21 protein-coding genes are annotated in these 20,219 nt (G+C 69.0%); 3 read left to right on the plus strand and 18 right to left on the minus strand.

Annotation, left to right across the window (positions count from 1 at the left end; genetic code table 11):
- Positions 1-19 precede the first annotated feature (19 nt).
- The 3 genes from FHS74_RS16585 to FHS74_RS16595 all read left to right on the plus strand — a co-directional run bounded on the left by FHS74_RS16585 (position 20) and on the right by FHS74_RS16595 (position 2,841).
- Positions 20-1,129 (plus strand): DUF3298 domain-containing protein, encoded by a 1,110-nt coding sequence (locus FHS74_RS16585; RefSeq protein ID WP_184802543.1) that lies wholly within the window; start codon positions 20-22, stop codon positions 1,127-1,129.
- 271 nt (positions 1,130-1,400) lie between these two features.
- Complete coding sequence (locus tag FHS74_RS16590) at positions 1,401-2,117, plus strand: hypothetical protein (RefSeq protein WP_184802545.1); 717 nt, start codon at positions 1,401-1,403, stop codon at positions 2,115-2,117.
- A 139-nt stretch (positions 2,118-2,256) separates the two neighbouring features.
- The gene (locus FHS74_RS16595; protein ID WP_184802547.1) at positions 2,257-2,841 is read left to right on the plus strand and encodes a hypothetical protein; all 585 of its coding nucleotides are present in this window, start codon (positions 2,257-2,259) and stop codon (positions 2,839-2,841) included.
- Positions 2,842-3,305: 464 nt separating this feature from the next.
- Here the strand turns inward: FHS74_RS16595 and FHS74_RS16600 are convergent, their stop codons facing one another.
- The 18 genes from FHS74_RS16600 to uraH all read right to left on the minus strand — a co-directional run bounded on the left by FHS74_RS16600 (position 3,306) and on the right by uraH (position 20,091).
- Positions 3,306-3,911 (minus strand): HupE/UreJ family protein, encoded by a 606-nt coding sequence (locus FHS74_RS16600; protein WP_184802549.1) that lies wholly within the window; start codon positions 3,909-3,911, stop codon positions 3,306-3,308.
- A 34-nt stretch (positions 3,912-3,945) separates the two neighbouring features.
- Positions 3,946-4,581, minus strand: a complete 636-nt coding sequence (ureG, locus tag FHS74_RS16605; protein ID WP_184802551.1) for an urease accessory protein UreG — start codon at positions 4,579-4,581, stop codon at positions 3,946-3,948.
- Complete coding sequence (locus FHS74_RS16610) at positions 4,578-5,342, minus strand: urease accessory protein UreF (protein ID WP_246463185.1); 765 nt, start codon at positions 5,340-5,342, stop codon at positions 4,578-4,580. The genes ureG and FHS74_RS16610 overlap by 4 nt, the downstream gene beginning before the upstream one ends.
- A complete protein-coding gene (locus tag FHS74_RS16615) occupies positions 5,269-5,820 on the minus strand; it encodes an urease accessory protein UreE (protein ID WP_211106363.1) in 552 nt (183 codons plus the stop codon). The genes FHS74_RS16610 and FHS74_RS16615 overlap by 74 nt, the downstream gene beginning before the upstream one ends.
- Positions 5,821-5,841: 21 nt before the next feature.
- The gene (gene ureC / locus FHS74_RS16620; RefSeq protein WP_184802553.1) at positions 5,842-7,554 is read right to left on the minus strand and encodes an urease subunit alpha; all 1,713 of its coding nucleotides are present in this window, start codon (positions 7,552-7,554) and stop codon (positions 5,842-5,844) included.
- The gene (locus FHS74_RS16625) at positions 7,554-7,886 is read right to left on the minus strand and encodes an urease subunit beta (protein WP_184802834.1); all 333 of its coding nucleotides are present in this window, start codon (positions 7,884-7,886) and stop codon (positions 7,554-7,556) included. Before FHS74_RS16625 ends, ureC begins: the two co-directional genes overlap by 1 nt.
- 15 nt (positions 7,887-7,901) lie before the next feature.
- On the minus strand, positions 7,902-8,204 hold the full coding sequence (locus FHS74_RS16630) for an urease subunit gamma (protein WP_184802555.1): 303 nt from the start codon (positions 8,202-8,204) through the stop codon (positions 7,902-7,904).
- Between the two features lie 10 nt (positions 8,205-8,214).
- Positions 8,215-9,060 carry an urease accessory protein UreD gene (locus FHS74_RS16635; RefSeq protein WP_184802557.1) on the minus strand — a complete coding sequence of 282 codons (846 nt, stop codon included), beginning with the start codon at positions 9,058-9,060 and terminating at the stop codon, positions 8,215-8,217.
- Positions 9,061-9,413: 353 nt separating this feature from the next.
- Positions 9,414-10,361, minus strand: a complete 948-nt coding sequence (locus tag FHS74_RS16640) for a LysR family transcriptional regulator (protein WP_184802560.1) — start codon at positions 10,359-10,361, stop codon at positions 9,414-9,416.
- A 93-nt stretch (positions 10,362-10,454) separates the two neighbouring features.
- Positions 10,455-10,769 (minus strand): type II toxin-antitoxin system RelE/ParE family toxin, encoded by a 315-nt coding sequence (locus FHS74_RS16645; RefSeq protein ID WP_184802561.1) that lies wholly within the window; start codon positions 10,767-10,769, stop codon positions 10,455-10,457.
- The gene (locus FHS74_RS16650; RefSeq protein WP_184802562.1) at positions 10,766-11,026 is read right to left on the minus strand and encodes a CopG family ribbon-helix-helix protein; all 261 of its coding nucleotides are present in this window, start codon (positions 11,024-11,026) and stop codon (positions 10,766-10,768) included. Before FHS74_RS16650 ends, FHS74_RS16645 begins: the two co-directional genes overlap by 4 nt.
- Before the next feature lie 66 nt (positions 11,027-11,092).
- A complete protein-coding gene (gene guaD, locus FHS74_RS16655; protein WP_184802563.1) occupies positions 11,093-12,427 on the minus strand; it encodes a guanine deaminase in 1,335 nt (444 codons plus the stop codon).
- A gap of 27 nt (positions 12,428-12,454) precedes the next feature.
- On the minus strand, positions 12,455-13,678 hold the full coding sequence (locus tag FHS74_RS16660) for a urate hydroxylase PuuD (protein WP_184802564.1): 1,224 nt from the start codon (positions 13,676-13,678) through the stop codon (positions 12,455-12,457).
- Positions 13,679-13,850: 172 nt separating this feature from the next.
- Complete coding sequence (locus FHS74_RS16665; protein ID WP_184802565.1) at positions 13,851-14,954, minus strand: aminotransferase class V-fold PLP-dependent enzyme; 1,104 nt, start codon at positions 14,952-14,954, stop codon at positions 13,851-13,853.
- A complete protein-coding gene (xdhC, locus tag FHS74_RS16670) occupies positions 14,951-15,835 on the minus strand; it encodes a xanthine dehydrogenase accessory protein XdhC (protein WP_184802566.1) in 885 nt (294 codons plus the stop codon). Before xdhC ends, FHS74_RS16665 begins: the two co-directional genes overlap by 4 nt.
- A complete protein-coding gene (gene xdhB, locus FHS74_RS16675; RefSeq protein WP_184802567.1) occupies positions 15,832-18,195 on the minus strand; it encodes a xanthine dehydrogenase molybdopterin binding subunit in 2,364 nt (787 codons plus the stop codon). Before xdhB ends, xdhC begins: the two co-directional genes overlap by 4 nt.
- On the minus strand, positions 18,188-19,705 hold the full coding sequence (gene xdhA / locus FHS74_RS16680; protein WP_184802568.1) for a xanthine dehydrogenase small subunit: 1,518 nt from the start codon (positions 19,703-19,705) through the stop codon (positions 18,188-18,190). The genes xdhB and xdhA overlap by 8 nt, the downstream gene beginning before the upstream one ends.
- Positions 19,705-20,091 carry a hydroxyisourate hydrolase gene (uraH, locus tag FHS74_RS16685; RefSeq protein ID WP_184802570.1) on the minus strand — a complete coding sequence of 129 codons (387 nt, stop codon included), beginning with the start codon at positions 20,089-20,091 and terminating at the stop codon, positions 19,705-19,707. Before uraH ends, xdhA begins: the two co-directional genes overlap by 1 nt.
- Between the last annotated feature and the right edge of the window lie 128 nt (positions 20,092-20,219).

Consider the following 20,219-nt stretch of genomic DNA (forward strand, 5'->3'; position numbering starts at 1 on the left):
TATGGATCGGAGCTATATTGTGCCTCGTCGCTATCGAACCCTCCTGGTCGCCTGGATGCTGCTCCACGGCCCCACCGTCTCCGCCACCGAAACCGCTTGCGCCAGTGCGGACAGCGAGCGGGAAAGGGTCGTTTGCAGCGACGCCACGCTATCGACACTGGCAAGAACGGTGGAAACCCTTTTCCAGAAAAACATCGCCGGGGTACCACCCGATGCGGCGCAACAATTGGCCCGCAATCATGAATATTGGTTGAATTATATCGAGCGTAAATGCGGTCCGGTCGCGCGGGCTATGAACGACGATCAGCATTATACGATCGACGATGAGGTCAAATGCCTGCGAGATAATTACAGGGGTGAGATAGATAGAAAAGACCCCATAACTGAATATATGAATGGTCACATGTTCTATTACATAAGCCGGATAGATATCAGACCGGACAAAGACTTCATATCGACACCACCTGAAAATAGATCGGAATTGTGCCGCGAGGCCGATACCGAAGAAGTCAGCCTGCCGCAATTGGTGGTGACCGATCCCCAAGATGCTCAAGCGAACACGCACATCCGTTCCTACGCCAGACTGAAAGACATCGAGGCGCAAATCGCCACGCCTGACATCCCTGCGGACGCTCCGGGCGCGTCGATGGATGAGGGCAATTGGACGAAGCTGATCGCCTATACCGACAGCCTGTTGGTACTCGATACCGCCACCTACGAGTACGGCCACGGCGCGGGAACGGCCGGAACCGGCAACCACAGCCACTTCTATCTGATGAAGGAAGGGCGGGAAATGCCGGCCAGCCGTGTTTTCCTGGCCGGCAGCCATTGGCAAGCCTTCCTCAGCCAACGGGCCTACGCGGAATTGAAGAAACGCGGCCGTGTTTCCTCTCCCCCTTATTTCGATACCATCAACAGCCCCAAGGAACTGAAAAAGATCATTGTGAAACCTGAAAACTGGCGCTTCGATGCCCAAGGCCTCACCCTCCTGTTCAACTACGACGACCTTCAGCCGGGCTTCGACAAGCTGACGACGGTCACCATTCCTTGGAATGAACTGCGCCCCTATCTGGTCAAGGACAGCCCGGTCTTGGACTTGGCACACGTGCCCGCCACCGAGCAGCCCTGAGGGAAATCGTGAACCGATAGAGACACGCACGGATGGGCGCCCCCTGCGCGCCACGCTGGAACAGCAGGCGGCGGCGGTGGACCCGGCGACACGCGAGGGGCTGTGGTGAGGGACGGCGTAGTGTGCGACACGGTGGGCGTGTTTTCTTGATCGAGGCGGCTCCCCCCTCGCGGGGAACCATGTTTCGCGCCGCAGACATTCCCGGCTATGTTGGCGGTCTGGGCCCGGAAGCCACCAACCCCCGCCACAGGATCCACAGGATATTGAACCGATGACGATCTGGTCCCACGTCGCGCGCTCCCGCCTAAGCGGGCTCCTGGCCCTGGCCGCCGTCGTGATGGCCCCGCTTCCGGTCACCGCCGCCGGCGCGTCCAACGAATATGCGGAGATCGACACGCGCGAGGCCGTCGACCTGGTAAAAACCCTGGCCGCGACGCAGGGCCATGAGAACGACGCGCTGGTCGCCACCATCCAGCGGCAGCCGCAGAAGTATCCGCCTGTGGTTTTCTTTCCCCTGGCGCAGCTCCTGTACCGGCAGGGCGATCTCGACGGCGCCATCTTCTGGCTGAACGCCGGCCGGCTGCGCGCCACCTTCGATGCCCGGCTGTGCACGGATCGGAGCGCCGGGGCCGGTGTCGGCGCCTTGATGGCGACGATGCCGCCGGAACTGCGCCGGGCGCAATTCGATGACACGGGCAAGCTCCGCGCCATAATGGAACGCGTGATCACATGGGATGAAACCACGCCCTACGACTATGATCACCGGTGGATCGCCCTGCACGGGCTGGGCGCCATGCGCCATGGCCTGGAGGCCGGTGACAACGGCCCGGCCCAGCCGCTAACCATCCCCAAAGACCAGTGGGACGCCGTCGCCCGGAAGAGCCGGGCGGAACTGCGCGAAGGCTTCGCCCTGGCCATCGACTCCGTGGAGAAAAACCGGCCGCCCCAACAGGCTGGCGCCCCCCAACCCGGCAAGCCGAACCCGTAGGGTGTGATCGGTCCAAAAGCGGCGGCAGGCGCGGCGGCGGGCCTGGGGCCTTGCACAAATCCTGCTGGGGAAATGCGCGACCGGGGCAGGCTGAGCGCGGGTAGCGTGGCGATCATCCATCCGCCGCCCGAGCCGCCGCATGACCACCACCAACGCCCCCGACCGCCCCGCCCTCTGGCCTGCCGCCTTCCTGGCCGGTGCCTTCCTCTGCCTGGTGCTGATCCACGCCCTGCTGATCGGGGAGGCGCCCGTCGACGCCCTTTGCCTTCTGCTGCTGATGATCCTGTGGTGCGGGGTCACCCTGGCCGCGGTCTTCCTGTCCATCCGGGCGGGTCACCGGAACCAACCCCGGCGCGCCTGGTCGCTGGCGGTGCTGCCCCTGGCTTTCATGGTGACGGTGTTCCAGCCCAGGCTGGTCCTTGGGAAAGCCCGGACCCTGGGGGACCACCTGCATTTCGCCTTGGAACGCCGGGACTATCTGGCCCAGATCCGCGCCCTGCCCGATACCGGCGCACCCAAGCTGATGGTCGTCGGCTGGGGCGGCTTCATCGTCGCCTCCACCAGCCTGGTCTATGACGAGAGCGACGAGGTGACGCTACCGCCGGAGCGACGGTCAGCCACCTGGAAGGCGAGGGCTGAGCACACCGACTTGGCCTGCCCGTATGGTTATGAGGTCCGCACCCCGCTGGACAACCATTTCTACGCGGTGGGAGTCGCGTGCTAAGAGGCCTCGTGCCGCCGCTTATGGCCTCACGCACACTGCTCTCAACGCCGCCATCGCCGGCCCTAGGCCCGCAGTGGTGAGTGTCGGCGTCCAGCGTCGGCCTATACGGACGGCCAAGCGATGGGCCCTTTGCAGACGAGCCAGCAGAGTGGAATTGGGTGGCACCGGGAGATCCATACCGCCCATGCCGTCGTCGATACGCTGAGCCTGCCCCACAGGCACGAGCCGGCCGTCCAAACGCAAAGCCACAGCACAGGTCGCGGCACTGCAATCTGATTCCAGCCAGAGGCGCAACGGCTGATCCTCGCAAGAAATGGCCATGATGGACATCTCCAAGCTGTCACCACAGACGATGCCAGCCTTGGCCAGACCCATCGACCAGCGACAAGCGTCGGCCGCCTGGGCCGGTGGTATCAGGGCGACAGCCAACACCCCGCCCACCAGCCCCACCCGCATGGCCACCCTCACGCCCACAGCAGCAGCGGTCCCGCCACGCCCATGGCCAGGCCCGCCAAACGCGGCGCCAGGCGCAGCCCGCTGCGCTCCGCCAGCCGCGACAGGCCGACACCGGCCAGATGCAGGACGGCGGAGGCGGTGACGAAGCCCAGGCCGTAGCTCAGGCCGTCGGCATCCGCCGGCATCTCCACGCCATGGGCGGCGCCATGGCAGAAGGCGAAGGTGGCGATCAGGGCGGCACCGGCCGCCAGCGGCAGGCGGGCGCCGAAGGCGGTCAGCCAACCCAGGGCCACCACCGACAGGACGATGCCCCCCTCCACACCCGGCACCGCCAATCCATTGGCGCCGGCGACGGCCCCCGCCACCAGCAGGGCCAGGAAGGCCAGGGGCCACAGCCAGACGGCACGGTCCCCCTGTCCCCCCTTGGCTTGCTGTCCCGCCCACAGGCCCACCGCCGTCATGGCGGCCAGATGGTCCAATCCGCCAAAGGGATGGGCCAGGCCGTCGGTGAAGCCGTGGGTGTGGCCGGGCATGCCGGGGTGGGCCAAGGCGGCGGCGGGCACCAGCGCGAGGGCGGTGGCCAGGGCGGGCAGGGCGAAGCGGCGAAGGGTCATGGTTGGGTCCCCTGTTGTATTCGGTTCGTGAAACTCAGGCGGCCAGGCCGCCGGCGCGCTCGATGAAGCGGACGACGGTGTCCAGCCCTTGCGCCGTCTTCAGGTTGGTGAAGACGTAGGGGCGTTCACCCCGCATGCGCTTGGTGTCGCTGTCCATCACCTCCAGGCTGGCGCCCACCAGGGGGGCCAGGTCGATCTTGTTGATCACCAGCAGGTCGGAGCGGGTGATGCCCGGCCCGCCCTTGCGCGGGATCTTCTCCCCCGCTGCCACGTCGATGACGTAGATGGTGATGTCGGCCAGTTCCGGGCTGAAGGTGGCGGCCAAATTGTCGCCGCCGGATTCGATGAGGATGACGTCCAATCCGGGGAACTTGGCGTTCATCTGATCGACCGCCGCCAGGTTGATGGAGGCGTCCTCTCGGATGGCGGTGTGGGGGCAGCCGCCCGTCTCCACCCCCAGGATGCGCTCAGGATCGAGGGCGCCGACGCGCGTCAGGATCAGCGCGTCCTCCTTGGTGTAGATGTCGTTGGTGATGGCGACGATGTTGTAGATGTCGCGGAAACGCTTGCACAGCGCCTCCATCAGCGCCGTCTTGCCGGAACCGACGGGGCCGCCGATCCCCACGCGCAAGGGGCCGTGGGGGGACGTGCCGACAGGGGAAGCGGTCATGAGCGGAACAACCTCGTATATTGCGTCTCGTGGTTCATGGAGGCGATGTCGGCCACCCAGGCCGCCCCGCCCAGATCATCCAGGGTGGTGGCCGCCGCGTGCCCGGCCGTGGTCCGCACCAGCGGCTCCAGGCGGGCCAGCGCCCGCTGCCCATCCGTCTGGCCCAGCGGCACCAGGCGCAGGGCCGCCGACACCAGGTTGCCGACGAAGCCATGCAGATAGCCCAGCAGCGTGGCGCCCAGGCTGAGGCCATGGCCGGCGGCCACCGCACCCACCGCCACGGGATAGGCGAGGTCCGCACCCCCCTGGCGCAGGCGGTCCACCGCCGCGCACGGCCAGGCGGCGGCGATGGCGACGGCGAAGGCCCGCCCCTGGGACAGGGTTTCCAGCCGCCGTTCCGCCGTGGGCGTCAGGGCAGCGGCAAGATCGGCGACCGCCGCCAGCGCCGGCCAGTCCCCGGCCGCCGAAGCCCGCCAGGCCGCCGCCGCCAGCACGGCGTCGTTCCAGCCGGACCCCAGGCTCAGCAGATCATCCAGCCAGCCGACCAGGGCGTCCACCGTCCGGATGGTGCCGTCCTCCACCCCCCATTCCAGGCCATGGCTGTAGGAGAAGGCGCCCACCGGGAAGGACGCGGTCAGCCAGGTCATGAGGCGGTAGACGCCGCCCGCGTCGGCCAGCGGAGCATCCTCAGCCATGGCTGTGCCCGTGGGAATGATCATGCCCATGGTCATGCCCATGGGCATGATCGTGCGTATGGCCATGACCATGCCCGCCGCCGGCCGGGCTGTCGCCATAGGCCCCACCCTCGGGATCGAAGGGGGCGGAGACGGGGGTGACGATGGCCCCCAGGCCGGTCAGCATGTCGGCCAGCACGTGGTCGGCGCGGATGCGCAGCCGGTCGCCGCGCAGCTCCGCCGGGATGTGGCGGTTACCGATGTGCCAGGCCATGCGCAACAGGTCGCCGATGGCCTCGCACCGCACTTCGATCAGATCTTCCGGCGCCGCCTTCACCGCCACGATGCCGCCACCGGTCAGCACCAGGCCGTCGCCGTCGCGGATATGGCGGGGGGTGGGCAGGTCCAGCATCACCGCCCCCTGCCCATCGTCCCGCTCCAGCCGCAGCCGGCGGCGGCTGCGGTGGTCGAAGTCCAGCGTCACCGTGCCGGCTTGCTTGGCCGTGTCCCAGTGGCCGGCGGGCAGGACGATGTGGGCCTTGGGCACGCCAGCCGGGGGGGGCATGTCACTCACGTCGGGCATCCTTCAGAACAGGAAATAGCGCTGCGCCATAGGCAGCACGTCGGCGGGCTCGCAGGTGACGATCTGGCCGTCCACCCGCACCTCATAGGTTTCCGGGTCCACCTCCACCACCGGGGTGGCATGGTTGTGCACCATGGCGGCCTTGCCGATGCCGCCCCGGGTGTTGGTGACGGCCAGCAACGTCTTTTCCAGGCCCAGGCGCTGGCCCAAGCCATCATCCAGGGCCGCCTGCGAGACGAAGGTGACGGCGGAGCGCCGCACCGCCTTGCCATAGGCGCCGAACATGGGGCGGTAGTGCACGGGCTGGGGCGTGGGGATGCTGGCGTTGGGGTCGCCCATGGGGGCGGCCACGATGGTGCCCATCTTCAGCACCAGGTCGGGCTTCACCCCAAAGAAGGCTGGCGACCACAGTACCAGGTCGGCCAGCTTGCCCTTGGCGATGGATCCCACATGCGCGCTCATGCCATGGGCGATGGCGGGGTTGATGGTGATCTTGGCGATGTAGCGTTTCACCCGGGCGTTGTCGTTCTCGCCCGTCTCCTCGGGCAGCCGGCCGCGCTGCACCTTCATCTTGTGCGCCGTCTGCCAGGTGCGGATCAGCACCTCGCCCACCCTGCCCATGGCCTGGCTGTCGGAGGAGATGATGGAGAGGGCGCCCAGATCGTGCAGCACATCCTCCGCCGCGATGGTCTCGCGCCGGATGCGGCTTTCGGCGAAGGCCACGTCCTCCGGAATGTTGGGGTCCAGGTGATGGCAGACCATGAGCATGTCCAGATGCTCATCCACCGTGTTCACCGTGTAAGGCCGCGTGGGGTTGGTGGAGGACGGGATGACGTTGGCCAGGCCGCAGACCTTGATGATGTCCGGCGCGTGGCCGCCGCCCGCCCCCTCGGTATGATAGGCGTGGATGGTGCGGCCCTTGAAGGCGGCGATGGTGTCCTCCACGAACCCGGACTCGTTCAGGGTGTCGGAATGGATCATCACCTGCACGTCGAAACGGTCGCCCACGTCCAGGCAGGTGTCGATGGTGGCCGGCGTGGTGCCCCAGTCCTCGTGCAACTTCAGCGCGGCGGCCCCCGCCCGCACCTGTTCCTCCAGTGCCGCGGGCAGGGCGGCGTTGCCCTTGCCGGCGAAGGCCAGGTTCATGGGGAAGGCTTCCGCCGCCTCGATCATGCGGGCCAGGTGCCAGGGGCCGGGCGTGCAGGTGGTGGCGTTGGTGCCGGTGGCCGGGCCGGTGCCGCCGCCCAGCATCGTCGTGACGCCGGACATCAGCGCCTCCTCGATCTGCTGCGGGCAGATGAAGTGGATATGGGTGTCGATGGCGCCGGCCGTGAGGATCTTGCCCTCGCCGGCGATGACCTCCGTACCGGGGCCGACGATGATGTCCACCCCGGGCTGGACATCGGGGTTGCCAGCCTTGCCGATATGGTGGACGCGGCCGTCGCGCAGGCCCACGTCGGCCTTGACGATGCCCCAGTGGTCGATGATCAGGGCGTTGGTGATGACGGTGTCCACCGCCCCTTGGGCACGGGTCGCCTGCGACTGGCCCATGCCGTCGCGGATGACCTTGCCGCCGCCGAACTTCACCTCCTCGCCATAGGTGGTCAGGTCCTTCTCCACCTCAACGATCAGGTCGGTGTCGGCCAGGCGCACCCGGTCGCCCACGGTGGGGCCGAACATGTCCGCGTACGCGGCGCGGCTGATCTTCACGGCCATCAGTTGCCCCCCCTTGTCGTCTGAACGGCCAACGGACCAGACACCTTCGCATTGAAGCCGTAAACCGTCCGCGCGCCGCGATAGGGCACCAGGGTGACGGTGCGGGTCTGTCCCGGCTCGAACCGCACGGCCGTGCCGGCGGGGATGTCCAGCCGGCGGCCGTAGGCCTGTTCCCGGTCGAAGCTCAAGCCCGCGTTGGTCTCGAAGAAATGGAAATGGCTGCCCACCTGGATGGGGCGGTCGCCGGTGTTGGCCACGTCCAGCGTCACCGTGGGCAGGCCGGCGTTCAGCTCGATCTCGCCCTCAGGCGTGAAGATCTGTCCCGGGATCAGGGTCATGGGCGCGCCTCAGCGGATCGGGTTATGGACGGTGACCAGCTTCACCCCGTCGGGGAAAGTGGCCTCCACCTGCACGTCGTGGATCATCTCGGCGATGCCCTCCATCACCTGGTGGCGGCCCACCACATGGGCGCCCTGGTCCATCAGGTCGGCCACCGGGCGGCCGTCGCGCGCACCCTCGACCACGAAATCGGTGATCAGGGCGATGGCCTCGGGATGGTTCAGCTTCACGCCCCGTTCCAGGCGGCGGCGCGCCACCATGGCGGCCATGGCGATCAGCAGCTTGTCCTTCTCACGCGGGGTCAGGTTCATGGATGCTCCCTCAACAACGCCAGACGCGCGGCACCGGCAGCCCGCGCAAATGTTCGATCATGGGCGCCAGCGCCCGCAGCAGGGCCTGGCCGTCGCGGGCCACCAGGCGCAGGGCCAGCAGGCCGTTCCAGGCGCTGGCCCCGGCCTTGACACCGTCCGTCCGGGGCAGCACCGCGCGCACCGCCTCAACCCTCGCCTCCGCGTCCGGCGCCACGTAGAGGCAGGACGCGGTGGCGCAGGCCCCGCCGGCCACGGCGGCGCGGGCCAGCTGGGCGTCGATATCGCCCGCCAGCCGCACGGCATCGGCATAGACCAGGCGCCCGCCCCGGCGGATGCGCCATTCATCCCGGAACAGGCCGTGCGTCACCCGCTCCCCCCGCGCGGTACGGCCGAAGACCATGGCCTCCGCCGCCAGCAGGGTGGCGCCGTCCGCCATGTCCACCTCCAGCCGGCGGCACAGCCGCGCGCCGTCGAACAGGATGGTTTCCTGGGGCAGCCAGTCCAGCCGGCCGGCGACGCTGAGACGGTTCAGCACCCGGGCCTCTCCGGCGCTGGCACGGTAGACCTTCTCGGCGGCCTGCGTGGTGACGGTGGCGCGGGCGCCAGCGGCCACCAAGACCTCCGTCTCCAGCACGTCGCCGCCGGTCAAGCCGCCGCCGGTGTTGATCAGCACGCCTTCCAGATCCGGCCCTTTGGGCAGGCGCAGGCGGGCGGATCCCGACTGGTACAGCCGGTCCAGGCGGGTGACGCCATGCTCATCCGCCTTCACGCCCAGGATGACGCGACCCTGCAGGCGCTGCATCCGGGTGGCCGGTGGGGCGGTGTCCACGGGCAGGGCGCCGGCGGCGTCAGGCATGACACCCACCGTTCCCTGTCCATCCGTCGTCCCGCCGCATCATCCCCAGGCCACCCTTGCCGCTTCGCCGGCCCGGCGATCGCAACCGCCATGCCAGATATTAACCATTCGGGCCAGCATGGCACGGCTGTGCCTCTGGGCAAAGGCCATCGCCCAGAATTTGGGCGCCCGCCGATGTGCGCTCAAAAGATAGGCAGGCCCCATACGTCATTTGACGTACTCGGTATGGCCTTCGGCCCCCTCAGACGCCGGGCGCCGGCATCCGCCGGCTCGGCTTGTCCTCACTTTCCCGTCCGCTACGCTCCCCGGAAAGTTCCGGCGGCCCCGGTCGGGGCCTAAGGGCGCGGGCCCCCTCACAGCAGCGCGTCGGGATGGCTGGCGGCCAGCTGGCCGCGCACCCGGGGCACCAGGAAATCGGACAATGACTGCACCTTGGCCGGCAGCATGGTGCGATGGGGATAGACGATGGCCAGTTGCACCGGCTCCGGCGGGTGGTCGGGCAGGACGATCTCCAACGCGCCGGACTTGACCTCATCCGCCACCTCCCACAAGGGCTTGAGGGCGATGCCCTGGCCATCCAGGGCCCAGCGGGTCAGCACGTCGCCATCGTCGGCGTCCATGGGGCCGGCGATGGCCAGCTTGGTGGCCTTGCCCTCGCCCGTCCCGCCATCGCCTTTGGCGGGCGAGGTCAGGGTCCACCGGTATTGCTGGGTGCCGGGGAAGCGCAGCAACAGGCAGTCATGCTCCAGCAGGTCGGACGGCGCCTTGGGCCGGCCGCGCGCTTCCAGATAGCGGGGGGCCGCCACCAGCACCCGGCGCAGGTCGGCGATCTTGCGCACGACGAAGCTGCTGTCCTTCAGCGTGGCCATGCGGATGGCCATGTCCACGGACTCGCGCAGCAGGTCCAGCAGATGGTCGGACAGGCGCAGGCGCACATCCACCATGGGGTTGGCGGCGCGGAACTCCGGCACCAGCGGCCCCAGCACCCGCCGGCCAAAGCCCAGGGGTGCCGTCACCCGCACGCTGCCCGAGGGGGCGCCGCCCTCCGCCGCGATGCTGCTGTGCGCCCGTTCCACCGCCTCCAGCACCTCCAGGCAATGCTGGTAGAAGACCTGGCCGGTCTCGGTCGCCTGCAGCTGGCGGGTGGTGCGGTTCAGCAGCCGGGCGCCCAAATGCGCCTCCAACTGCTGGATGCGGTGGCTGACCAGGGCCGGCGACATGCGCAGGTTCCGCCCGGCCGCCGACAGGCTGCCCAGGTCCACCACCCGCACGAACACCCGCATGTTTTCCAGCAGGGCCATCACCCCATCCCCCCAATGGTCGCCCCAAATCCAGAGGGGCGCCGCCCTCTATGCAAAGCGGAGGCCGCCGACACCAGCCAGCCCTGACGTCCGTCAGACATCCGGCCAAGTCTCCGCTGCCCAGTCGCGGGCCGTATGAACGATGCGCAAAATCACCAGAGCCTCGCCACCCGCCGGGTCGGCGACAAATTTGTAGGCGATGATATAGGGCAGGTCCGTCACCACCTTTTCATAGGTGCCGGTGACCCGTCCCTTGCGGCCCAACGCCCGTTGCCCGAGGGCGTTGCCGGTGGTGCGGATCGCGGCCGCCACCCTGCGCGCGGCCTGGGGGTTGTTCTGCGCGATATAGCGGACGATTCCGATCAACTCGTCCAGGGCGTCCCTGGACCAGACGACCGGCCGCTTCAACCCTGGCCCCGTGCCACGGCCTCAATCGCCGCGTCCAACTCATCCATCGCCTGGTCGTGCGGCACCAAGCGCCCCGCCTCGATATCCGCCAAGCCGCGCTGTATGCCCTCAACCAGCGCGATTTCGCGCGCCACATAGTCGGCGATGGCCTCCGCCGCCAGGTAGGAGCGGGTGCGATTGGTCTGCGCGGAAAGGGCCGCAAGCTGGTCCTTGACCTCGGGCTTCAGCCGGACGGTCAACGTCGTGCTGTTGGACATCAAAGCCCCTCCTCAGAAATATAGACACTGCGGTGTTCGGATGTACACATCCTCGCACAAGCCCGCCTAGATCACCACAGAATCCCGATCATGCGCCCGCCGGCCCTGGATGTAGGTGGCGCGCACGGCGCGGTCGTCGCCCAAGGTCATCAGCAGGAACAGCTCCTCCTCCAAATCGCCTTGGATGGCCTCGCGGCGGTGGGCCATGGCGGGGGTGGATGAGGGGTCCAGCACCACAAGGTCGGCGTAGCGGCCGGGGGCGATCTGGCCGATGTCGTCGGACAGCCCCAGGGCCGCCGCGTTGCCCCGGGTCATGAGGTCGAAGGCGGCCAGCGCCGGCCAGCTTTGGCCGCGCAGTTGCAGGACCTTGTACCCCTCCCCCGCCGTTTGCAGCAGGGAATAGCTGGTGCCGCCGCCCACGTCCGTCGCCAGGGCCATACGCACCGGCCGGGCAGGGTTTTCCAGGGCGGCGTGGTCGAACAGGCCGCTGCCGATGAACAGGTTGCTGGTGGGGCAGAACACGGCGATGGACGCCGTCTCATGCATCCGCGCCATTTCCCGCTCGCTCAGATGGATGCAATGGCCGAACAGGGAACGGTCGCCCAGCAGGCCGAAGCGGTCATAGACGTCCAGATAGTCCCGGGCCTTGGGGTAGAGGCGGGCCACCTCGCGGATCTCCTCAAGATTTTCCGACAGGTGGGTCTGCATGTAGACGCCGGGGTGTTCGCGCAGCAGGGCGCCCGCCGCCTCCAACTGCCCGGGCGTGGAGGTGATGGCGAAGCGGGGGGTGACGGCATAGCGCTGACGGCCCACGCCGTGCCAGGCGCCGATCAGCGCCTTGGAATGGTCGTAGCTGGTCTGCGCGGTGTCGGTCAGGGCGGTGGGCGCGTTGCGATCCATCATCACCTTGCCCGCCACTAGGCCCACGCCGCGCCCCTCCGCCTCATGGAACAGGGCCTGGACGGAACCGGGGTGGACGCTGCCGTAGACCACGGCGCTGGTGGTGCCGTTGCGCGCCAGTTCATCCAGGAAGAAACGGGCGTTGCGGGCGGCGTGCGCGTGGTCGGCGTACCGCTGTTCCGCGATGAAGGTGTACTTCTCCAGCCAATCCAGCAGCTGCGCGCCGTAGGAGGCAATGACCTGGGTTTGCGGAAAGTGGATATGGGTGTCGATGAAGCCCGGCAGGATCAGGCTGTCGGGGTAATGCTCCACGCTCATGCCCACCGGCAGGGTGGACAGCAGCGCCGCCGCCTCCCCCACCGCCGTGATGCGGCCATCGCTCACCACCACCAGGCCATCGGCGATGTAGGTGTAGCTGTCGCGGTCGCCCGGGGCCTCGGGTGCCCGCAGGAAGGTCAGGATCCGGCCGCGCAGGGCGGTGGTGCCGGGGGTGAAAGCCATGAGAATTATCCTGGTTACGGGCCCAAACTATGGGAGGGTCGCCGACGCCATGTGGGGGTCGGCGGCGCTGGCGGACCAGGCGGCCAGGATGGCCCGCTCCGCCGGCGTGATCAGGGTGACGTTGCCGGGCGGCATGGCGCTGCTGAGCGCGGCCTGGCGCCGGATATCGGCGGCATGGCGCAGGATATCGCCAGGATTGTCAAGGATGACGCCATGCGGCGGGGCGTTGATGCCGTCCCACACCGGGGCCGCCGTGTGGCACATGCCGCAACGGTTCATCACCACCTCCTGCGCCTGGGCGAAAGTGACGGCGGGCGGGGTGGCGCTGGCGGCGGGGCCACCGTCGGCGGAGCCTTGCGCGCTGAGCCATGCGGCCAGCAGGACACCGGCGGCGGCCACCCCCCAGGCCCACCACGGCACCGGCTTGCCAGCGTGCTTGGTATTGAAGAAATGGCGGATGACGGCGCCCACCACCAGAACCACAGCGAAAATCACCCAGTTGTAGCGGGTGGCGTAGGTCAGCGGATAATGGTTCCCGGCCATCAGGAAGACCACCGGCAGGGTCAGATAGTTGTTGTGCATGGAGCGCTGCTTGGCGGCCTTGCCCAGCGACGGGTCCGGCGTGCCGCCGGCCAGCAAGGTCGCCACCGCCTTGCGCTGGTTGGGGATGATCAGCAGGAAGACGTTGGCCACCATCATGGTGCCGATCAGCGCGCCCATCTGCAGCATGGCGCCGCGCGGGCTGAAGACGTGCGTCGTGCCCCAGCAGGCCGCCACCAGGAAGACGAAGCCGACGCCCGCCAGGGCGCCGTTGTGCCGACCCAGGGGCGAGCGGCACAGCAGGTCATAGACGATCCAGCCGGCGGCCAGCAGGCCGACGCTGAGACCGATGGCCTGCCCCTGGCTGAGCGCCATGACCGACTGGTCGATCAGCAGCAGGTCGGCCCCCCGGTAGTACAGCACCACCAGCAGGAAAAAGCCGCTGAGCCAGGTGGTGTAGGCCTCCCACTTGAACCAGGTGAGGTCGGCCGGCATCTGGCCGGGGGCCACCAGGTATTTCACCATGTTGTAGAAGCCGCCGCCGTGGACCTGCCACGCCTCCCCCTGCACCCCCTGTGGCAGGTGGGGCCGCTGGCGCAGGCTGGCGTCCAAGGCCATGAAGTAGAAGGAGGATCCGATCCAGGCCACGGCCGCCACGATGTGCAGCCAGCGCGCCGCCAAGTTGACCCATTCCCAGAAAATGAACTCCATGGCGCCCCGCTGTTCCCGGCCAAAGTGTGATCGGCGCGGGCGGCATCGCCGGCGGCGTGAATCACACGACAAACAATTAAGTTTTCGCAACCGCACAAGGCTACGGGCCACGGGGCCTGTGCGCCAGCGTCCCCGTATCGGCAACACCTTCAAAAACCACTTTAAAGCGGATTCAGCGCGCCGCCACGGCCGCCGCGATCAACGCCACCGCCCGGTCCACTTCCGCATCCGTCGTGCCCCGGCCCAGACCGAAGCGCAGGCCGCCGAAGGCGGCGGTGGCGTCTAGGCCCATGGCCGTCAGCACGTGGGACGGCTGGCCGGCGGCCGAGCGGCAGGCGGACCCGGTGGACAGGGCGAGATCGGGCAGGTCCAGCAGCAGGTCGGCCGCGTCCACGCCCGGCAAGGTGACGTTGAGGCAGCCGGGCAAGCCTTCCGCCGGGCCGTTGCGCACGATGCCGGGGACGGCCTGGACCAACCCCGCCCACAGCCGCGCGGTCAGCGCCGCCAAGCGCGCGGCATCGGCCGCCCGTCGTTCCAGCACCAGCTGGGCGGCCTCGGCGAAGCCGACGATCAGGGCGGTGGGCGGCGTGCCCCAGGACCAGGGCGTGGCCGGCGCCAGCCCGGCCCGCGCCACCAGGGCGCCCACGCCCTGCGGCCCATAGAGCTTATGGGCCGACAGCGTGATCATATCGGGGCCGGAACGATCCTTGCCACCCAGGGGCAATGCCCCCGTCGCCACCCGCTGCACCCCGTCGCAGTGCCACAGCGCGCCATGGCGGCGGCAGAGGTCGGCCACCGCCGCCAGCGGCTGGAGGCTGCCGACCTCGTTGTTCGCCGCCATGAGCAACAGCACGGCCGGGCGGCCGGCTTCCGCCAAGGCGCGCTCCAGCGCGTCCAGCCGGATCACGCCCTGGCCATCCACCGGCACCCAGGCGACATGGCGCCCGGCGGCCCGCAGGCCTTCCACCTGGCGCAGCACGCTGTCATGCTCGATGGATGACACCAGAAGGGGCGCGTCCGCCGGCGCCAGGCCGGCCAAGGCCAGGCGGTTGGCCTCGCTGGCACTGGGGGTGAAGGTGACGGCGGCGTCCGGCGGCGCGTCCACCAGGGCGGCGACGGCGCGGGCGGCCTGGGTGATGGCGCGGGCGGCGGCGCGGCCGGGATGGTGGTGGGCGGATTGGGCGTTGCCCGCATGGTCGGCCTGGAACCAGGGCAGCATGGCCGCCAGCACCTGGGCATCCAGCGGCGTGCTGGCCAGGTGGTCCAGGTAGATCACCGGTCGGTGACCCCGGATGTGTCGCCCATCATCACCGTGGTCTCCGGCGCGCGGCGCATCAGCGCCACCAGCACCTCGGCCGTCGTCAGGGCGGCGATGACCTCCGGCCGCTTGTCGCCGGACAGGCCGGCGCCAATGGGGCAGACCAGGCGCCTCAGGTGGGCGGGATCCAAGCCCTGCGCCTGATACCAGCGGGAGAAGCGCTGGCGCTTGGTGTGCGAACCGATCAGGCCGACATAGGCCGCCCCCGTCCGCTGCAGGGCCTGGGCGGTGATGGCGAAATCCAGGTCATGGTTATGGGTCATGACCAGATAGCCGGAGGTGGGCGGGGCCAGCGCCACCTGGGCCGGCAGATCGGTCGCGATCCGGATGTCCGCGTCCGCCGGCGGGTCGGGCGGGAATTCCGACGCGCGGCTGTCCAGCCACACCAGGCGCAGCGGCAGGGGCGCCACCGCCCGGGCCACGGCCTTGCCGACATGGCCGGCGCCGAACAGCATCAGCCAGGGCTGGCCGGCCAGCGCCGTCGTTTCCGCCGCGCGCAGATGGTGCAGCACCGCCTCATCCACCCGCTCCACCATCAGCACGACATGGCCGCCGCAGCACTGGCCCACCGCCGGGCCCAAGGGCACATCCAGCCGCACGGGGCCGCCACCCTCCACCAACAGGCGGCGGGCGGTTTCCAGGCCCAGATGTTCCAGCCGGCCGCCGCCCACCGTGCCTACTTGCCAATCCGCCCCCACCGCCATGCTGGCGCCGGCCTCCCGCGGGGTGGAGCCGCGCGCCTCCGCCACCGTGACCAGGGCCACGGGGTCGCCCAGGGCGACGCGGGCGGCCAGGGTGGCGGACAGGGGCGCGCTGCTGGGGGAAATCAAACTGGTCATGCGCCATCCTCACATCCGGCGGCGCGGGCGCGCAGGCGGTCTATGGTCATCAGCACCCGCTCCGGCGTGGCCGGGGCGTCCAGTTGCGGGCACAGCCTGTGGTCGGCCACGCTGGCCACGGCGTCGGACAGGGCGTGCAGCACGGCGATGCCCAGCATCAGCGGCGGCTCCCCCACCGCCTTGCTGCGGTGGATGGTGTCCTCCACATTCGGGCTGTTGCGCATCAGGCGGACGTTGAACTGGCGCGGGCGGTCACCGCAGGCCGGGATCTTGTAGGTGCTGGGGGCATGGGTGCGCAGGCGGCCCTGGGCGTCCCACCACAGCTCCTCCGTCGTCAGCCAGCCCATGCCCTGGATGAATCCACCCTCCACCTGCCCCTTGTCCAGGGCGGGGTTCAGGCTGTCGCCACAGTCGTGCAGGATGTCGACGCGGTCCACGACATACTCGCCGGTCAGCGTATCCACCGTCACCTCGGCCACCGCGGCACCATAGGCGTAGTAGAGGAAGGGGCGGCCCTGGCCCTTGGCCCGGTCCCAGTGGATCTTGGGCGTCTTGTAATAGCCGGTGGCGGACAGGGAGATGCGGCCCATATAGGCGGCCTTCACCACATCCTTGAATGCCACCAGCTGGCCGCCCACGGCCACGCCATCGGCGGTGAACGCCACCGCACTCGCGTCCACGCCCCAATGTCCGGCGGCGAATTCCACCAGCCGGGCCTTCAGCGCGCGGGCCGCGTTCTGCGCCGCCTTGCCATTGATGTCGGACCCGGAGGAGGCCGCCGTGGCCGAGGTGTTGGGCACCTTGCCCGTGGTGGTGGCGGTGATGCGGATGCGGCCGATATCCACTTGGAACTCATCCGCCACCACCTGGGCCACCTTGGTGTTGAGGCCCTGGCCCATTTCCGTCCCGCCATGGTTCAGGTGGATGGAGCCGTCGGTGTAGATGTGGATCAGCGCCCCGCCCTGGTTGTAGGGCGTGAAGGTGAAGGAGATGCCGAACTTCACCGGCGTCAGGGCCAGGCCCTTTTTCAGGTAGGGGTTTGCACCGTTGAAGGCGCGGATGGCCTGGCGCCGGGTCCGGTAGTCGGACCATGCCTCCAGCTCCTCCACCAGGGGGCCGATGATGTTGTCCTCCACCGTCTGGTGGTAGGGCGTCACGTTGCGGTCGGTGGTGCCGTAGAAGTTCAGCTTGCGCACGTCCAGGGGGTCCTGGCCGGTGGCGAACGCCACCTCCTCCACCACCCGTTCGGCCGCCACCATGCCCTGCGGCCCGCCGAATCCCCGGAAGGCGGTGTTGGACACCGTGTTGGTCTTCAGCGGTAGCGACGCCATACGGGCGTTGCCGTAGAAATAGCAGTTGTCGGCATGGAACAGGGCGCGGTCGGTCACCGGCCCCGACAGGTCGGCCGCGAAGCCGCAACGGGCGGCGAACAGCATGTCGGTGCCCAGGATGCGCCCCTGGTCATCGAAGCCCACCTGATAGTCGACCTCGAAATCATGCCGCTTGCCGGTGATGCGGAAATCATCGTCCCGGTCGGGGCGCAGCTTGGCGGCGCGGCCGGTCTTTTTGGCGACCAGGGCGGCACAGGCGGCGAACAGGTTGGCCTGCGTCTCCTTGCCGCCGAAGCCGCCGCCCATGCGCCGGACCTCCACCGTCACCGCCCCGGCCGGGATGTCCAGCACATGGGCGACGATGTGCTGCACCTCGCTGGGGTGCTGGGTGGAGACGTGGACCAGCACGTCCTCATCCTCACCGGGGATGGCCAAGGCGATCTGGCTTTCCAGGTAGAAATGCTCCTGCCCGCCGATGGTGAGGCGGCCGGACAGGGTGCGGGGGGCGGCCTTCAGCGCGGCTTCCGCATCCCCTAAGCGCAGGGTCATGGGCGGGGTCACCAGGGTGCCGGGATCGCGGGCACCGGCGATGTCCAGCACGGCCGGCAGAGCCTCATACTCCACCCTGGCCAGCTGGGCAGCGCGGCGGGCCTGGTCACGGGTTTCGGCCGCCACGGCGAACAGGGGATGGCCGTGGTACTGCACCAGATCGGTGGCGAACAGCGGCTCGTCATGGCGCTGACCGGCGCCGATATCGTTGACGCCGGGGATATCGACAGTAGTCAGCACCGCCACCACGCCCGGAGCGGCACGTACCGCCGCCAGGTCCATGGACAGGACGCGGGCATGGGCGCGGGATGCCAGGCCCAGCTGTACATGCAGCAGGCCGGCGGGCTCGGCGATGTCGTCGATATACAGCGCCTCACCGCTCACATGCTTGTGGGCGCTTTCGTGCCGGCGGCTGTCATGCACGGCGCCGTCGATGCGCCGGGCGGCGGCCGGGATGTCGATGGGGTTCCTATCAGGCATGGGCCACCCCCAGCCTTGCGATGTCGCAACCGTGGGCGCGCTGGGCCAGCACGCGGGTGGCCGGGGCGTCAGGCGCCGTCTCCGCCTGGAATTTCAGCAGCAGGTTGCCAGCCACCGTCAGGCGATAGGCCGCACTGGCGCGCCAATCGCTGAGCGGCGCGAAGTCCCGGGCCAAGGCCGCCTTGGCATCGCGCGCGGCGGCCGCGTCCCACGGGCGCCCCAGCAAGGCCGCCTCCGCCGCGTCGGCGCGTTTCGGCGTGCCCGCCATGCCGCCATAGGCCAGGCGGGCGCGGGTGACAATTCCGGCGCCATCCACCGTCACCAGGAAGCAGGCGCACAATGCTGAGATGTCCTGGTCGAAGCGCTTGGAGATTTTGTAGGCGGCGAACAGGTCGCCGGGCCCCGGCTTGGGCACCGTCACGCTTTCAACGAATTCGCCCGGCCGCCGGTCCTGCCTGCCATAGGCCAGGAAATAGTCCTGCAGCGCCAGCGTGCGCCGCTCCCGCCCCCGGCGCAGGGTGAGAGTGGCGCCCAGGGCGATCAGCGCCGGCGGGGTGTCCCCGATGGGGGAGCCGTTGGCGATGTTGCCGCCAATGGTGCCGGCGTTGCGCACCTGTTCCGCCCCCACCCGGCGCAGCAGCTCATCGAGATCGGGGTGCAGCGCGCCCAGCGCGACCTTGGCGGCGGTGAAGGTGACGCCGGCGCCCAATTCCAGGGCGCCGCCCCGGTCCTGGATCCGCGCCAATTCCGCCACGCGGCCGGTGTAGATGATCGTCGGCAGCACCTTCTGGTGCTTGGTCACCCACAGGCCCACGTCGGTGGCGCCGGAAACGATGGTGGCGTCCGGATGGGCCAGGACCAGATCCGCCAGCTGATCCACCGTGGCCGGCGCCAGGAAGCGGCGGCCGTCCCGGCCGGTTTCCACGATTTTGTCGTCGGCCAAAGCGGTCAGGGCCTTGATAACGGCTGGCAGGACGTCGTCGATATGGTCCGGCGCCCGCCCCCCGTCGCGCACCTGCCGGGCCGCCGCCACGATGGGGGCGTAGCCGGTGCAGCGGCAGAGGTTGCCGGCCAGGGCGTCATCGATGCGCTGCTCATCGGGGGCGGCCTCCGCCCGGTTCAGGGCGTACAGAGACATGACGAAGCCGGGGGTGCAGAAGCCGCATTGCGAGCCGTGGCAATCCACCATGGCCTGCTGCACCGGGTGCAGGGTGCCATCCGGCCGCTTCAGATGTTCAACCGTCAGCAGTTGGCAGCCGTCCAGCGTGGCCAGGAAGCGGATGCAGGCGTTGATGGCCTCATACCTCACGGTGCCGTCCGCCAGGCGCCCCACCACCACGGTGCAGGCGCCGCAATCCCCCTCGGCACAGCCTTCCTTGGTGCCCAGGCGACGCTCCGTCCCGCGCAGCCAGTCCAGCACCGTCAGCGTCGGATCCACGTCCGTCAGTTCGCGCGGTTCATCGCCCAGCAGGAAACGGACGGTGCGGCGATATTCCGGGGCGATGATCATCAGCTGCCCCGGTATGTCGAGTAGGCGTAGGGCGAGATCAGCAGCGGCACGTGATAGTGCTGGCCGGCATCCGCTATGGCGAAGCGGATGGGCACCTCATCCAGGAAGGGCGGGTCGGCCAGCGCGGCGCCCCCGGCCTGGAAATAGGCGCCGACGGCGAAGGTCAGCTCATAGCGGCCGGCCACCAGGTCGTTCCCCGCCAAGAGGGGCGCGTCGCAACGGCCATCGGCGTTGGTGCGGGCCTCTGCCACGCGGGTGCGACCGCCGTCGTCGCCCAGCCGGTCCAGCACCACGGTTATGCCGGCCCCTGGCCTGCCCGCCATGGTGTCCAACACATGGGTTGTCAGCCGTCCGTCGCCCTTGCCCGCGCCCTTGACCGCACTCATGATTCGCCGCCCGTTCGTCGCCCTGATCTCGCTTGTGCACAAAGGGTACATGGGGTCCCACCCCACCGTCAGCCAGCCACCCCCGGAAAGTCTTTCAAAACAATCAGGAAGGCGCCCACGGCAACCCG

Origin of the sequence: Nitrospirillum iridis (genome assembly GCF_014205765.1) — a bacterium.
GTDB lineage: Bacteria > Pseudomonadota > Alphaproteobacteria > Azospirillales > Azospirillaceae > Nitrospirillum > Nitrospirillum iridis.